The organism is Shinella sp. 20P9.1.1, assembly GCF_057798995.1.
Window position 1 is genome coordinate 110,700 of record NZ_JBYOLC010000007.1, and the last position, 15,024, is coordinate 125,723.

The window sequence follows — 15,024 nt, forward strand, 5'->3', positions numbered from 1 at the left end:
CCTTGTTGTTGTGACGGGCCTGTTTCCCTCAGGCCGGAAAGATATGCGCTGTACCGGGATCGAAGCTTATTGCGACCCGCTCGCCCGGCGCGACGAGGTCGTTTTGTGTCTGGCGTTCGGCGGTGACGAGCATGTCGCCCAGGCCGTCGATGGCGATGGAATATTCGGCGGCGGAGCCGAGGAAAATGCGGTGCGTGACGGTGCCTTCCAGCGTCGCTGCACTTCCCGTTCCGCGCGACAGGCGGATCGCCTCGGGGCGCAGCGCCACCGTGACGGCACCGGGGGCGAGATCGTTGCGAGACACGGGGAGCGCCGCGCCGTTGCCGAGCCGGATGGTGCCGCCGGCTTCCAGCGTGCCCTCGAAGCGGTTCGTCTTGCCGACGAAATCAGCAACGAAGAGATCGGCCGGGCGGTCGTAGACCTCCTGCGGCGTGGCGAGTTGGCGGATGCGGCCGGCGCTCATCACGCAGACGAGGTCGCTCATCGACAGCGCCTCTTCCTGATCGTGCGTGACGAGCACGAAGGTAATGCCGAGATCGCGCTGCAGGGTCTGCAACTCGATCTGCATGGCGGTGCGCAGCTTCTTGTCGAGGGCGGCGAGCGGTTCGTCGAGCAGCAGCACGGAGGGCTTGTTGACCAGCGCGCGGGCAAGCGCCACGCGCTGCTGCTGGCCGCCGGACATTTCATGGATGCGCCGCTTGGCAAAGCCTGACAGACGCACCATTTCGAGCGCCTCGCCGACCCGGTGGGATATCTCCGCCGCGGGCAGTTTCGGCCGCAGTTGCTTCAGGCCATAAGCGACGTTCTTCTCCACGTCGAAATGTGGGAAGAGCGCATATTGCTGGAAGACCATGTTGACCGGGCGGCGATAGGCCGGCACGCCATTGGCCACCTTGCCCGCGATCAGCACCTCGCCCTCGCTCGGCTGTTCGAAGCCGCCGATCATGCGCAGGCATGTCGTCTTGCCGCAGCCGGAAGGGCCGAGCAGGGCCACGAAGGCGCCTTTCGGCACGGAAAGGTTGATGTCGGAGACCGCGGTCACCGCGCCATAGCGCTTGGTCACCGAACGGAACTCGATGTCGTTCGTTGGGGCGGATATCACGTCTGTTCCCTGCGGTTGTTGGTCTCTGAGCGCTCTGTGTCGCCTTGGCCACCGTCATCGCAAAGCTAGTCATCCGCTGGCCGGTTGGTATATACCCCGAGAGAGGTATTTTATCCGTAAATTGGCTGTGGGAGGAGTATATCTCAGCAGCGGCGGTAAACGCCTCCTGCGGGCAAATCGGGGAGCGAAAAACGCCATGCGGGTCGATTTCACGGCATTTTTCCGGTCGCTTGCCGATTGGACCAGCGGTTCGGAGCGTTCCGACCGGCAAACGGGCGAAACCCTGCTTGCCATGATGCACGCACTCGTGCGTTTCGACGATATCGTTATTTTCGCCTATCGCGACAAGGCGCGGCCGATCGACCTGTTCAGCACCTTCGAGGCCGAGGATCACAATATCTTCGTGACGCTCTATCAGGCCGGCCCCTACCTGCTCGATCCGTTCTTCCATACCACGCGCGCCGGCCGCTCGGGTGTTTTCCGCATGCGCGAGCTCGCACCCGACCGCTTCTTCTCGAGCGAATATTACCGCACCTACTACTCGCAGACCCGTCTTGCGGAAGAGCTCGGCTTCTTCGTGCCGGTAGCGGATGGCGTTACGGTGGTGGTATCCCTGATGCGCCGCGAGAAGACCGGTGTCTTTCCGGCTCAGGAATTCGTGCTGCTCAACGATGCCGAACCCTTCGTCGCTGCCTTTGTTCGACAGGCCTGGAGCGATCTCGCCCGGCGTTTCGCCGAGACGGGGCAGGGGCGCGGGCGGCGCAGCGAACCGGTCAGCGAGGCCGATAAGGTGTGGCGCAAGCTCAACCTCACCGACCGCGAGGCCTCGATCATCGAACTGGTCCTGCAGGGCCATTCCTCGGAATCGATCGGCCTCAAGCTCGACATCTCCACTGGCACGGTGAAGGTCCATCGGCGCAACGTCTATCGCAAGCTCGGCATCTCCTCGCAGATCCAGCTGCTGTCGATCTACCTGAAGAACATTCAGGGGTAAGTGGAGGCGGCCGCGGTCGCAAGGCGTGTGGGGATGTGGCGTTCGCAGTTGGACGCTCCAACGCCCGCCTCCTCTCCATCGTCATCCTCGGGCTTGACCCGAGGATCCACCCATCTGCACCGCCTCACCTGTGGCATGGATCCTCGGGTCAAGCCCGAGGATGACGGAGGAGGGCGGGGTGGAAAAGAAAAAGCCCGGCATCATTGCCGGGCTCTCCGAGTCTTTTCAAAGGCTTGTCCGTCAATCCTTGCGGATCGATTCCGATTGTTCAGACTTCGATTCAGGCAACGGTAGCCAGCGCCACCTTTGCGCGGGCGTCCAGAATCTGGCGTGCGGCGTGGGCGGCTTCCTTGCCCTTGATGACGAAATGGTCGCGGAAGAAGGCGATGTGGGCTTCCGATTCCTGGAAATTGTGCGGCGTCAGCACGGCCGAAAGCACCGGCACATTGGTGTCGAGGCCGACGCGGACGATGGCATCGACGACGGTGCCGGCGACGAAATCGTGGCGGTAGATGCCGCCATCGACGACGAGGGCGACGCCGAGGATGGCGGAATACCGGCCGGTCCTGGCGAGGAGCTGCGCGTGCAGCGGGATTTCAAGCGCGCCCGGCACGTCGATCACATCGACGTCTTCCGCACGGCCGCCGAGGGCTGCCCATTCGGCGACGAAGGACGTGACCGCCTGATCGACGATACCGGCGTGCCAGCGGGCACGGAGGACGGCGATCCGGGAGGAGGGGGTGGCATTCGCATTCATGTATAGGCCTTTCAAGGGTTGAGCCATTTTTCAACGGTCCCCTTGGGCGAACACGCAGGCGCTCCGCCTCACGCGGCGGTCTTCCTGCTTGCTCTCTTCCATCCGGACTTTAACCGTCGGCTCCGGCATCGCACCGGATCTGCTGACCCTTCCATTCGCGGAAGGCGCTCGCGGGCTCCGGAATTGCTTCCGATACCGCCGGTGGGGAGTTTCACCCCGCCCTGAGAACGAAGGAAGATTAACGAGCAAACGCCCGCGGATCAAATCCGCGGGCGACGCAAAAGGCGCAATTCACGACAGATTTTTCCAAGGCTTTGGAAAGGCCTGGAAAAAATGGCTAGTCGCGGATGATCAGGAGGTCGGTTGCGGTGAAGCGCAGGGTCGCGGTCTCGCCAACGGCCGGCGGCACGAGGCCGGGGCTGTTGAACATGTCGAAGGAGATGACCGCGGTGCCGACCTTCATGCGGGTGCGGATGACAGAGCCGAGGAAGTTGGACGAGATGACCTCGCCCGTCAGCGCGGTATCGCCCTTGGCGTCGGCGGCAATCGAACCGGCTTCCGGGCGCAGCGCCAGCGAGATCGTGTCGCCGGCCTTCACGTTGCCGAGCGGTTCGCGCAGCGTGACACCCTGGTCGCCGATCGAGATGCGGTTGGAGGCGGTATCGACGACCTTCGCCTCGATGAGGTTCAGCGTGCCGACGAAATTGGCGACGAAGCGGGTGGCCGGGCGGTTGTAGATTTCCGCCGGCGCGCCGATCTGGTCGGCCTTGCCGGCGTTCATCACGACGATGCGGTCGGAAATCGACAGAGCCTCTTCCTGGTCATGCGTCACGAAAACTGTGGTGATGCCGAGCTGCTGCTGGATCATGCGTATTTCTTCGCGCAGCGACACGCGGATCTTGGCGTCGAGCGCCGAGAGTGGCTCGTCGAGCAGCAGGACCTGCGGCTTGGGGGCGAGCGCGCGGGCAAGCGCCACGCGCTGCTGCTGGCCGCCGGACATCTGGTAGGGGTAGCGGTCGGCGAGGTGGTCGAGCTTGATCAGGCCGAGCATCTCCTTGACGCGCTGGTCGATCTCGGCCTTCGGGCGGCCGGCGACCTTGAGGCCGAAGGCGACGTTTTCGGCGACATTCATGTTCGGGAACAGCGCATAGGCCTGGAACACCATGCCGATATTGCGCTGGTTGGGGCGCAGGTTCGCCTGGCTCTTGCCGTTGATGGTGATCGTGCCGCCCGAGGGTGTCTCGAAGCCGGCGATCATGCGCAGGACCGTGGTCTTGCCGCAGCCCGAGGGCCCGAGGAAGGAGACGAATTCGCCCTTCTCGATGGCCATGTTGAAATCCTTCACGACCTGCACGGGGCCGAAGGACTTCTGGATGCTGGTGAGGTTGAGGAAGCTCATGAAAGGTCCTTAGGCGGGGCTTTGCGCGCCCTTCTGGAAACGGGAAACAAGCTGGATCAGGCCGAGGCAACCCCAGGTCAAGGCGAAGGACATGACCGCGAGTGCTGCCGGCTCATAGGCGCGGTTGGCGCCGAGCAGCTGCATGTAGGGGCCGAAGGCCGGGCGGTTGAGGAGTGCGGCCATGGTGAACTCGCCGATGACGATGGCAAAGGTCAGGAAGGCGCCGGAGAGAACCGCGACGAGCACGTTCGGCAGGATGATCTTGGCAAGGATCGTCGTCCAGCCGGCGCCGAGGCTTTGCGCCGCTTCGGTCAGCGTTGCGATGTCTATCGAGCGCAGGCCGGTATCGACGGAGCGGTACATGTAGGGCAGCGCCAGCGTCGCATAGCCGAACATCAGCAGGATGTTCGTGCCGGTCGTCGTGCCGGTCAGCGGCAGCCAGCTCGAGGTGTTGTAGAGCCTGATATAGCCGAAGACGATGACGATGGCTGGGATGACCAGCGGCAGCAGCGTGACGAATTCGATGTAGGGACGCAGGCCCGGCAGCTTGAGGCGCACCCAATAGGCGGTGGGCACCACGAGCAGCACGCCGAAGACGATGGTCGCGAGCGCCATCAGGATCGAATAGGTGAACGTCTCCTGGAAGCGCGGATCGCCGAGCACGACGGCATAGGCATCCAGCGAATAGACGCCGCGGCGCATCTTCAGCGAGAAGTTGGTCATGCCGAGAAGCGGCAGGATGAAATAGAGCAGCCCGAAAATGAGGGCGCCCCAGGCCCAGAACTTCTTCATTTCAGCCACCTTTCGCTGCGGGCGCGCAGCCAGATGTAGATCGTGTTGGCGATCCCGGTCACGACGATCATCCCGAAGGCGAGCGCATAGCCGAGATGCGGATTGCCGAGCACGTCGCCGCGGATCTGCGCGAAGAGCAGGATCGGCACGATGTTGAGCGAGGAGCCGGTGAGCGCGATGGCCGTGGCGACGGCGCCGAAGGCATTGGCGAAGAGAAGCGCCAGCGTGCCGAGGAACGACGGCAGCAGGATCGGGAAGGCGACCATGCGCCAGTACTGCGCATTGGTGGCGCCGAGGATCTGGGCGGCCTCACGCCATTCCCGCTTCAGTCCGTCGAGCGCTGGCGTGATGATGAGGATCATCAGCGGGATCTGGAAGAACAGGTAGGTGACCGTCAGGCCCCAGAAGGACAGGATGTTGAAGCCGAGCGCGCGCAGATCGATGCCGATCTGGGTCTTCAGAAACACCGTGAGAAGGCCGACCGGGCCGAGCGTCGCGAGAAACGCGAAGGCGAGCGGCACGCCGGCGAAGTTGGAGGCGACGCCGGAAAAGGTCAGAAGCGGGCCGCGGATCCATTTCGGCAGGCCGCCGAGGACAGCGGCGGCGGCGACGGAAAAGCCGATCAGGCAGCCGAGCAGGGCCGACGCGATGGAGATCTTGATCGAGATCCAGTAGGCCGAGAGGATCGAGGTGGTGAAGAGACCCCGGATATTGTCCAGGGTGAAGCTTCCCTCCGGCGTCTGGAAGGCCCCGACGACGATGCGCATCGTCGGCATGATCAGGAACAGCAGGACGAAGATCGCGAACGGCGCCGCGCCAAGCCAATGCAGCGGGAGGCGGAAGGGCTCCCGTGCCGGCGGTCTGGCGGCTGAACTGTCTGATGACATTAAGAAAACCTCTGATGGGTTGCCGTTATTGGCATACCGCAATCGTCGCCCCGGCCAACGAGCCGGGGCGACGAAGAATGTCGCTTACTGCACGTTCGCGCCGACGACCTTGTCCCATGCGCCGGTGACGGCAGCCTTGTTGGCGTCGACTTCCTCGAGCGTCGGGAAGTAGGCCTTTTCATAGGATGCTGCCGGCGGCAGGGCGTCGATCAGGTCCTGCGGAACCTTGCCGGCCTTGACCATGGCGTTGAAGCGGGTCGGGTGGCAATAGCCCTTCAGCCAGCCGAGCTGACCTTCGTCGGAATAGAGGTGCTCCATCCACAGCTTGGCAGCGTTCGGGTGCGGCGCGTAAGCCGAGATGCCCTGAACATAGACGCCGGCGAGAACGCCGGAAGCGGGAACGACGACTTCGGTCGGCGGGTTGCCGTTCAGCGTCTTGGCCCAGCCGAGCGCGTTGTAGTCCCAGGCGACGACGATCGGGGTCGAACCCTGGGCGAGCGTGCCGGACTTGCCGATGACGGGGACGAAGTTACCGGCCTTGTTCATTTCCGCGAAGTAGGCGAGACCTGCCTCACCGGCTTCCTTGCCCGACTTCGCACCCTTGCCGAGACCGGCGGCGAGAACGGCGAGAATGGCCTGGTTGGAGGCGCGCGGGTCACCGGCGAGAGCGACCTGACCGGCATATTCCGGCTTCAGGAGGTCGGCCCAGTCCTTCGGCGTGTTGGCGACGAGATCCTTGTTCACCAGAAGCGACATCACGCCGTAATAGTCGCCGTACCAGTAGCCTTCGGCATCCTTGACGGTATCCGGGATTTCGTCCCAGGTGGAGACCTTGTAAGGCTGCAGCAGGCCTTCGGCCTTGGCCTGCGGGCCGAAGGCGAGACCGACGTCGATCACGTCGGGCGACTGCGGACCGGCATTGTCCTTGTTGGCCTTGATGGCTTCGACTTCGTCAGCCGAGCCGGCATCGGGGTTCAGCTCGTTGACCTGGATTTCCGGATACTTCGCCTTGAAGGAAGCAATGACGTCGCCGTAACCGCACCAGTCGTGCGGCAGTGCGATGGTCGTCAGCATGCCTTCCTTCTTCGCCGCTGCGATGAGCTCGGCGCTCGGCTCGGCGAAGGCGAGCGAGGGGATGGCAATCGCAATTGCCGTGGAGAGCGAAAGCAGACGTTTCGTATGTGACATCACAGGTATTCTCCTTTGGTGTGTCAGTCAACTTCGGCGAAGCTGATACTGCTGGTGTATGAAGCTTATGTGACAGTTTTGTTTCGGTTTTTTCGTATTGCTGTCAGGGCTTGCCGGGAACCTCCGGCCGCGGTTTGCGAAAAAGCCGGCTGGCCTCGAAGAGGCCCTCCAGCGTCTTCATTCGGTCGCTGGTTTCCTCCCAGCCCGAGCTCTGGACGGCCTCGATCAGCGCCTCGACGATGAACAGCGTCACGACGGACGAGTCCCACGCCGAGGGCGCCTCGATATGCACGCGAAAGATTTTGGCGGCGGCCTTGGCGACGGGGGAGGCCCACTGATCGGTGAACAGGATGATCTCGATGCCGCGTTCGCGGGCAACCCGGCCGAGCGTCTCCATCTCCTGCTCGTAGCGCCTGATATCGAAGATCACCAGAACGTCGCCGGCCTTCATGTTCAGCACGTAATGCGGCCAGGAACTGGGATTGGAGGCGATCTGGGTGACGTTCGGGCGGATGACCTGAAGATGGGTGAACAGGTAGTCGGCCAGCGCCTTCGTGATGCGGCCGCCGATGATGTAGATGCTGCGCTGACGGTCGGCGAGGAGGGCGGCCGCGCCGTCGAATTCGGCGGTTTCCACCTGCGACAGCGTCTGGCGCAGGTTGGTCATGATCGCGTCGGCGAAGCGGTTGAGGATATGCGTGCCGGGTGCATTCGCCGCCCAGCGATCGTGTTTGGTGATCGGGTTCGACAGCGTCGCTTCAAGCTCGTGATGCAGCCGGGCCTGGAAATCCGGAAAGCCGCGAAAGCCGAGCTTCTGCACCATGCGCGCAACCGTCGGCGTCGACACGCCGGCGTTTTCCGCCACCGTCGTGATGGAGCCGAGGCCGGAGACGGGATAGTTGTCGAGCAGCGATGCGGCGAGCTGCTTTTCGGCGCGGGTCAACGCGTCGAAATGCGCACCGATCACATCCGACACCGTCATGGATGCTTGGTTGAGCGTCAAGTTATTCCCCTGCGCCCCGGTCTTTGCCGGGGTTTCAAACGATAAAACGCGCTGTCACAATTCGAGTCAAATGTTTTTTTGAAGAGATTTTTTCAAAACCCCGTTGACACCGGCAAATCCGTGAAGAATTCTTTTCATTAATGATAAGAGCAGCTCCAGCAAAAGTGCGAAGCGGTTTTGCGCTCGGAGTTGCGTAAAATGAAAAGCCGGTCGAGGGGATCAGGCTATGGGAATTCTGACTGGAGAGGAGGGCGATCCTGTCGCCCTTGAAAACGTGTCTGCCCGCGGCCGGGTCATCCTCGTCTGCGAGCACGCCTCACGTCTTCTGCCCAAATCGCTCGGCACGCTCGGCCTCTCGCAGGAGGCGCTGTCGAGCCATATCGCCTGGGATCCCGGTGCGCTCGCCGTTGCCCGCCGTATGGCGAAAAGCCTTGATGCGACGCTGGTTTTCCAGCGTTTTTCCCGTCTCGTCTATGATTGCAACCGCCCGCCGGAATCGCCTGCCGCCATGCCGGAAAAGAGCGAGGTGTTCGATGTGCCCGGCAATGCCGGGCTCGATCAGGCGGCGCGCGATGCGCGCACCGAAGCGCTCTACCTGCCGTTCCGCGCTACGCTCACCGAGCTGGTGCGCAGCCGCATAGCCGAGGGCAGGGCGCCCGTCATCGTGACCATGCACAGCTTCACGCCCGTCTATTTCGGCAAGCCGCGCGAGGTCGAGATCGGCATCCTGCACGATGCCGACACGCGCATCGCCGACGGCATGCTGACCGCTGCCAAATCGGCGGGTCTCTATACCGTTCGCCGCAACGAGCCCTATGGGCCGGAAGACGGCGTGACGCACACGCTTCGGGAACATGGCCTGGCAAACGGCCTGCCCAATGTGATGATCGAGGTCAGAAACGACCTCATCCGAGACGAAGTCGGCCAGGGGGTCGTGGCCGACTATCTGGCGGGATTGCTCACCGAGAGCCTTCCTGCCGCATAATCAAGAAAAAGACCCGGGGAGCGGCATGGCCGCGGCGCATATCCCACGCATTTCGTGGGCCTCAGACACAGGCGGTCTCTCGGCAATTCCGCCAGAGACCAGTCGAACAGGGGAAAAACATGTCAGATTATTCCGATAACGATAAACACGAGGATATGCAGGTCCTGCATTCCATGGGATACGCGCAGGAACTCGAGCGGCGCATGAGCCAGTTCTCGAACTTTGCCGTATCCTTCTCGATCATTTGCATTCTCTCCGGCGGCATCAACTCGCTGGCGCAGGCCACGTCGGGCGCGGGGGGCGCCGCGATCGGCATCGGCTGGCCGCTCGGCTGCTTCGTTTCCCTCGTCTTCGCCGTTGCCATGGCGCAGATCAGCTCGGCCTATCCGACGGCCGGCGGCCTCTATCACTGGGGTTCCATCCTCGGCAACCGCTTCACCGGCTGGCTGACCGCCTGGTTCAACCTGCTCGGCCTCGTCACCGTTCTCGGCGCCATCAACGTCGGCACCTACTATTTCTTCATGGGTTCGTTCGGCACGCCGTATTTCGGCATGGAAGACACGACGCTCACCCGGATCATCTTCCTGGCGGTCATCACCGGCGCACAGGCCCTGGTGAACCATATGGGCATCGGCCTCACCGCCAAGCTTACGGATTTCTCCGGCTACCTGATCTTCGCCACGTCGATCGCGCTCGCCATCGTCTGCCTTGCGGCCGCCGACAGCTACGATATCGGCCGCCTCTTCACCTTCTCGAACTTCTCCGGTGCGGCCGGCGGCAATGTCTGGCCGGAAAATTCGGGCACCTGGGTGTTCCTGCTCGGCCTGCTCCTGCCGATCTACACGATCACCGGCTATGACGCTTCGGCGCATACGTCGGAAGAAACCGTCAAGGCGGCAACCTCGGTTCCGCGCGGCATGGTCTCGTCCGTTCTGTGGTCGGCGCTGTTCGGCTACATCATGTTGTGCTCCTTCGTGCTGCTGATCCCGGCTTCCGTCACCAATGCCGACGGCACGACGATGGATGGCATGGCCGCTGCTGCCGCGCAGGGCTGGAACGTCTTCTTCTGGGCGATGGACACGCAGGTCAACGCGACCGTCAAGGACATCCTCTACTTCCTCATCCTGGTGTCGCAGTGGCTCTGCGGCCTTGCGACGGTGACCTCCGTCTCGCGCATGATCTTCGCCTTCTCGCGTGACGGCGGCCTGCCGTTCTCGCGCGGTCTGTCGAAGGTCAGCCCGAGCTACCGCACGCCGGTCGCCGCCATCTGGACGGGTTCGATCCTCTCGGTCCTGTTCGTCTGGGGCTCGTCGCTCGTCTCCATCGGCGAAACGCCTGTTTATACCGTCGTCGTCTCGTGCACGGTCATCTTCCTGTTCTTCTCCTTCGCGATCCCGATCGCGCTCGGCCTCTTCGCCTGGGGCACCTCGAAGTGGGACAAGATGGGGCCGTGGAACCTCGGCGAAGGCGTCTTCAAGCTGTTCGCCGTCCTGTCGATCATCGCCATGGCGCTGATCTTCATCCTCGGCATCCAGCCGCCGAACGACTGGGCGCTCTATATCACCGTCGGCTTCCTGATCCTGACCGCGATCATCTGGTTCGGCCTCGAAAGCCGCCGCTTCAAGGGCCCGCCGATCGGCGACGAAGTCATCCGCCGCAAGGCCGAGATCGCCGCTGCCGAAAAGGCTGTCGGCCAGGTCTGATCCTCTTGAATAGCGCGGGGGCCGCGCCTGCGGCCCCCGTTTCCATTTCCGACCGATGCGCGGCACTCGCCGGGCACATTGCTGGGACCAACGACCATGAGCATGACCTACACATTCGATGACCTGAAGAAGGATGTTGCCGAGGGCCGCATCGACACCGTTCTCGCCTGCCTCGTCGACATGCAGGGCCGCCTCATGGGCAAGCGTTTCCAGGCAGAATATTTCGTCGAAAGCGCCTATGAAGAAACGCATAGCTGCAACTATCTGCTCGCTACCGACATGGAGATGGAAACCGTCTCCGGCTACAAGTCGACGAGCTGGGCCGCCGGCTACGGCGACTATACGATGAAGCCGGACCTCGCCACGCTGCGCAAGCTGCCCTGGCTCGAAGGCACGGCCCTCGTGCTCTGCGACGTGCTCGACCACCACACCCATGAGGAAGTGCCGCATTCGCCGCGCGCCATCCTCAAGAAGCAGGTCAAGCGCCTGGAGGCCATGGGCCTCAAGGCCTTCATGGCCAGCGAACTGGAATTCTTCCTCTTCGACCAGTCCTTCGACGATGCCCGCGAGAGCGGCTATCGGGATCTGCGCCTCGCCTCGGGCTATAACGAGGACTACCACATCTTCCAGACCACCAAGGAAGAGGACGTGATGCGCGCGCTGCGCAACGGCCTGCAGGGCGCCTGCATTCCCGTCGAAAACTCCAAGGGCGAGGCCTCGGCCGGCCAGGAGGAGATCAACGTGCGCTACGCAGATGCGCTCGCCATGGCCGACCGGCACTCGATCATCAAGAACGCCACCAAGGAAATCGCCTGGCAGCGCGGCAAGTCCGTCACCTTCCTCGCCAAGTGGAACTATTCCGCCGCCGGCTCCTCCTCGCATATCCACCAGTCGCTCTGGACGCTGGACGGCAAGGAAGCGAAGTTCTTCGACAAGGGCGCCAAATACGGCATGTCCGACCTGATGCGGAACTATGTCGCCGGCCTGCTCGCCCATGCCAGCGAGATCACCTATTTCCTCGCGCCCTATATTAACTCCTACAAGCGCTTCGTCGCCGGCACCTTCGCGCCGACCAAGGCGGTCTGGAGCAAGGACAACCGCACCGCCGGCTACCGCCTGTGCGGTGAGGGCACCAAGGGTATCCGCATCGAATGCCGCGTCGGCGGCTCGGACCTCAACCCCTATCTCGCCATGGCCGCACTGTTGGCGGCCGGCATTGCCGGCATCGAGGAGAAGCTGGAGCTTGAGGCGCCCTTCGTCGGCGATGCCTATGGCGGCAAGGACATCCGCGAGATCCCGAAGACGCTGCGCGGTGCTTCCGCCGCCCTGAAGGACTCCAAGATGCTGCGCGAAGCCTTCGGCGACGACGTCGTCGATCACTACGTTCGCGCCGCCGAATGGGAGCAGGAAGAGTACGATCGTCGCATCACCGATTGGGAGGTGGCGCGCGGCTTCGAGAGAGCGTAAGGCTCAAGCCAGTCAAGGTCGAACCGGCCCCGGCGCATAACCCTCCAGGGATATTTGCCGCGTGGCTGGATCGGCTATTGTCCGGCGCGAAAATTCATATCGGAAACAGGAAGTCGATCATGACTGTGATCAAATGCATATCCCCCGTGGATGGCTCGGTTTACGCCGAGCGTGAGGCGATGCCGCTGGCTGCCGCACAAGAGGTTGTCGCGCGCGCGAAGAAGGTGCAGAAGGCCTGGGCGAAGCGTCCGCTGGAAGACCGTATCCAGCTCGTGCTGAAGGGTGTTGCCCGCGTCAACGAGATGGCCGACGAGATCGTGCCTGAGATCGCCTGGCAGATGGGCCGCCCGGTCCGCTACGGCGGTGAATTCAAGGGCTTCAACGAGCGTTCCAACTACGTCGCCGAGATCGCCGGCTCGTCGCTGGCGCCGATCGTCATCGAGGACAGTGCCAAGTTCGAGCGCCGCATCGAGCGCGAAGCGCACGGCGTCGTTTTCGTCATCGCGCCGTGGAACTATCCCTATATGACGGCGATCAACACGATCGCGCCGGCGCTGATGGCCGGCAATGTCGTCATCATCAAGCATGCCGCCCAGACGCTGCTGGTCGGCGAGCGCCTGGTGCGCGCCTTCAACGAGGCCGGCGTGCCGGAAGATGTCTTTCAGAATGTCTTCCTCGATCATGACACGACCTCAGCGCTGATCGCCGGCAATGCCTTCGACTTCGTCAACTTCACGGGCTCCGTCGAAGGCGGCCGCGCCATCGAGCGCGCTGCTGCTGGCACGTTCACGCCTGTCGGTCTCGAACTCGGCGGCAAGGATCCGGGCTACGTCATGGAAGACGCGGACCTCGACGCTGCCGTCGATACGCTGATGGACGGCGCGACCTACAATTCGGGCCAATGCTGCTGCGGCATCGAGCGCATCTACGTCAACGAGAACCTCTACGACGCCTTCGTCGAGAAGTCGGTCGCCTGGGTCTCCAACTACAAGCTCGGCAACCCGCTCGACCCCGAAACGACGCTCGGCCCGATGGCGCACAAGCGTTTTGCCGCGACGGTTCGCGCGCAGATCGCTGACGCCGTCTCGCGCGGTGCCAAGGCGCTGGTCGATCCCAAGCTGTTCCCGGCCGATGACGGCGGTGCTTACGTTGCCCCGCAGATTCTCGTCGATGTCGATCACTCCATGGAATTCATGACGGAAGAGACCTTCGGTCCCGCCGTCGGCATCATGAAGGTGAAGAACGACGCCGAAGCGCTCGCTTTGATGAACGATTGCAAATACGGCCTCACCGTCTCGCTGTGGACGAAGGACAGCGACCGTGCCGCCACCATCGCCCGTGATCTCGAAACCGGCACCGTGTTCCAGAACCGCGCCGACTATCTTGACCCGGCGCTGTGCTGGACCGGCGTCAAGGAAACGGGCCGCGGCGGCTCGCTCTCCGTCATCGGCTTCCACAACCTCACCCGTCCGAAATCCTATCACTTCAGGAAAGCATAATGTCCATCACCGCCAACTGGAGCTACCCGACAGCCATCAAGTTCGGGGCAGGCCGCATTTCGGAACTTGCCGATCATTGCAAGGCCGTCGGCATGAAGAAGCCGCTGCTGGTCACCGACCGCGGCCTCTCCACCATGCCGATCACCAAGAACGCGCTCGACATTCTCGAAGCCGCCGGCCTCGGCCGGGCGATGTTCGCCGAAGTCGATCCGAACCCGACCGACAAGAACCTCGAAGCCGGCGTGAAGGCCTTCAAGGACGGTGGCCATGACGGCGTCGTTGCCTTCGGCGGCGGCTCGGGCCTTGATCTTGGCAAGGCCATCGCCTTCATGTCCGGCCAGACGCGCCCCGTCTGGGACTTCGAGGATATCGGCGACTGGTGGACCCGCGCCAACCCGGCTGGGATCGCCCCCATCGTCGCCGTGCCGACCACGGCCGGCACCGGTTCGGAAGTCGGCCGCGCCTCCGTCGTCACCAATTCCGAGACGCACACCAAGAAGGTCATCTTCCACCCGAAGATCCTGCCTTCGGTGACGATCTGCGACCCGGAACTGACAGTCGGCATGCCGAAGGTCATCACCTCGGGCACCGGCATGGACGCCTTCGCCCATTGCCTCGAAGCCTATTGCTCGCCGTTCTATCATCCGATGAGCCAGGGCATCGCGCTCGAGGGCATGCGCCTCGTCAAGGAATACCTGCCGCGCGCCTATAAGGACGGCACGGATATCGAAGCCCGCGCCCACATGATGTCGGCGGCCGCCATGGGCGCCGTCGCCTTCCAGAAGGGCCTTGGCGCGATCCACTCGCTGTCGCACCCGGTCGGCGCGATCTACAACACGCATCACGGCATGACCAATGCCGTCGTGATGCCGCCGGTGCTGACCTTCAACCGCCCGGCTATCGAAGCGAAGATCAACAGCGCTGCCGCCTATCTTGGCATTGCCGGCGGCTTCGATGGTTTCTTCGACTATGTGCTGCGCCTGCGCGAAGAACTCGGCGTGCCTGACAAGCTTTCGGCGCTCGGCGTCGGCACGGACCGGATCGACGAAATGTCGGAAATGGCCATCGTCGACCCGACGGCCGGCGGCAACCCGGTGGAGCTGACGCTCGACGCGGCCATGCGCCTCTTCGTCGAGTGCATCTGAGCACAAGGACGCGATCATCATCGGGGCGGCGGTCAATCGATCGCCGCCCCTTTTTTATGACAATGGTTACCAATTGCGTCGCATGATGCCTGTCATCAGAATG

General features: G+C 63.1%; 13 protein-coding genes and 1 riboswitch. Of the genes, 6 read left to right on the plus strand and 7 right to left on the minus strand.

From position 1 onward, the window contains the following. Positions 1-28: 28 nt before the first annotated feature. Positions 29-1,102 (minus strand): ABC transporter ATP-binding protein, encoded by a 1,074-nt coding sequence (locus tag AC27VQ_RS14045; RefSeq protein WP_488716746.1) that lies wholly within the window; start codon positions 1,100-1,102, stop codon positions 29-31. 196 nt (positions 1,103-1,298) lie between these two features. On the opposite strand from AC27VQ_RS14045, the gene AC27VQ_RS14050 reads away from it, so the two are divergent. After that, on the plus strand, positions 1,299-2,096 hold the full coding sequence (locus AC27VQ_RS14050) for a helix-turn-helix transcriptional regulator (protein WP_488716747.1): 798 nt from the start codon (positions 1,299-1,301) through the stop codon (positions 2,094-2,096). Between the two features lie 280 nt (positions 2,097-2,376). On the opposite strand, the gene AC27VQ_RS14055 is transcribed toward AC27VQ_RS14050, so the two are convergent. The 6 genes from AC27VQ_RS14055 to AC27VQ_RS14080 form a co-directional block, all read right to left on the minus strand. After that, positions 2,377-2,880, minus strand: coding sequence for a 6,7-dimethyl-8-ribityllumazine synthase (locus AC27VQ_RS14055; protein WP_488716748.1), 504 nt, complete (start codon positions 2,878-2,880; stop codon positions 2,377-2,379). Between the two features lie 59 nt (positions 2,881-2,939). Further along, a riboswitch (FMN riboswitch) is annotated at positions 2,940-3,086 on the minus strand. 104 nt (positions 3,087-3,190) lie between these two features. After that, positions 3,191-4,252 (minus strand): ABC transporter ATP-binding protein, encoded by a 1,062-nt coding sequence (locus tag AC27VQ_RS14060; protein WP_313525771.1) that lies wholly within the window; start codon positions 4,250-4,252, stop codon positions 3,191-3,193. Between the two features lie 9 nt (positions 4,253-4,261). Further along, positions 4,262-5,044, minus strand: a complete 783-nt coding sequence (locus tag AC27VQ_RS14065; protein WP_313525774.1) for an ABC transporter permease — start codon at positions 5,042-5,044, stop codon at positions 4,262-4,264. Next, positions 5,041-5,931, minus strand: coding sequence for an ABC transporter permease (locus AC27VQ_RS14070; protein ID WP_488716749.1), 891 nt, complete (start codon positions 5,929-5,931; stop codon positions 5,041-5,043). Before AC27VQ_RS14070 ends, AC27VQ_RS14065 begins: the two co-directional genes overlap by 4 nt. A gap of 84 nt (positions 5,932-6,015) precedes the next feature. Beyond that, positions 6,016-7,122: an ABC transporter substrate-binding protein gene (locus AC27VQ_RS14075; protein ID WP_313525780.1), complete on the minus strand. Its 1,107-nt coding sequence runs from the start codon at positions 7,120-7,122 to the stop codon at positions 6,016-6,018. Between the two features lie 100 nt (positions 7,123-7,222). Then, complete coding sequence (locus tag AC27VQ_RS14080; protein ID WP_409530355.1) at positions 7,223-8,101, minus strand: MurR/RpiR family transcriptional regulator; 879 nt, start codon at positions 8,099-8,101, stop codon at positions 7,223-7,225. Positions 8,102-8,348: 247 nt separating this feature from the next. On the opposite strand from AC27VQ_RS14080, the gene AC27VQ_RS14085 reads away from it, so the two are divergent. From AC27VQ_RS14085 to AC27VQ_RS14105, 5 genes are all read left to right on the plus strand, one after another. Continuing rightward, complete coding sequence (locus tag AC27VQ_RS14085) at positions 8,349-9,107, plus strand: N-formylglutamate amidohydrolase (protein WP_488716750.1); 759 nt, start codon at positions 8,349-8,351, stop codon at positions 9,105-9,107. A gap of 119 nt (positions 9,108-9,226) precedes the next feature. Then, entirely contained in the window at positions 9,227-10,810 is a 1,584-nt protein-coding gene (locus tag AC27VQ_RS14090) for an amino acid permease (RefSeq protein ID WP_488716751.1), read from the plus strand. Between the two features lie 102 nt (positions 10,811-10,912). Continuing rightward, the gene (locus tag AC27VQ_RS14095; RefSeq protein WP_488716881.1) at positions 10,913-12,277 is read left to right on the plus strand and encodes a glutamine synthetase family protein; all 1,365 of its coding nucleotides are present in this window, start codon (positions 10,913-10,915) and stop codon (positions 12,275-12,277) included. A 119-nt stretch (positions 12,278-12,396) separates the two neighbouring features. Continuing rightward, on the plus strand, positions 12,397-13,776 hold the full coding sequence (locus tag AC27VQ_RS14100) for an aldehyde dehydrogenase family protein (protein WP_488716752.1): 1,380 nt from the start codon (positions 12,397-12,399) through the stop codon (positions 13,774-13,776). Then, entirely contained in the window at positions 13,776-14,921 is a 1,146-nt protein-coding gene (locus tag AC27VQ_RS14105) for an iron-containing alcohol dehydrogenase (protein WP_488716753.1), read from the plus strand. The genes AC27VQ_RS14100 and AC27VQ_RS14105 overlap by 1 nt, the downstream gene beginning before the upstream one ends. Positions 14,922-15,024 lie beyond the last annotated feature (103 nt).

Bases quoted from the DNA above. Each gene is read 5' to 3' on its own strand.
- AC27VQ_RS14095 (WP_488716881.1), top strand. From the start codon at position 10,913: ATGACCTACACATTCGATGACCTGAAGAAGGATGTTGCCGAGGGCCGC.
- AC27VQ_RS14085 (WP_488716750.1), top strand. From the start codon at position 8,349: ATGGGAATTCTGACTGGAGAGGAGGGCGATCCTGTCGCCCTTGAAAAC.
- AC27VQ_RS14050 (WP_488716747.1), top strand. From the start codon at position 1,299: ATGCGGGTCGATTTCACGGCATTTTTCCGGTCGCTTGCCGATTGGACC.
- AC27VQ_RS14070 (WP_488716749.1), bottom strand. From the start codon at position 5,931: ATGTCATCAGACAGTTCAGCCGCCAGACCGCCGGCACGGGAGCCCTTC.
- AC27VQ_RS14060 (WP_313525771.1), bottom strand. From the start codon at position 4,252: ATGAGCTTCCTCAACCTCACCAGCATCCAGAAGTCCTTCGGCCCCGTG.
- AC27VQ_RS14090 (WP_488716751.1), top strand. From the start codon at position 9,227: ATGTCAGATTATTCCGATAACGATAAACACGAGGATATGCAGGTCCTG.
- AC27VQ_RS14080 (WP_409530355.1), bottom strand. From the start codon at position 8,101: ATGACGGTGTCGGATGTGATCGGTGCGCATTTCGACGCGTTGACCCGC.
- AC27VQ_RS14105 (WP_488716753.1), top strand. From the start codon at position 13,776: ATGTCCATCACCGCCAACTGGAGCTACCCGACAGCCATCAAGTTCGGG.
- AC27VQ_RS14100 (WP_488716752.1), top strand. From the start codon at position 12,397: ATGACTGTGATCAAATGCATATCCCCCGTGGATGGCTCGGTTTACGCC.
- AC27VQ_RS14065 (WP_313525774.1), bottom strand. From the start codon at position 5,044: ATGAAGAAGTTCTGGGCCTGGGGCGCCCTCATTTTCGGGCTGCTCTAT.
- AC27VQ_RS14055 (WP_488716748.1), bottom strand. From the start codon at position 2,880: ATGGCTCAACCCTTGAAAGGCCTATACATGAATGCGAATGCCACCCCC.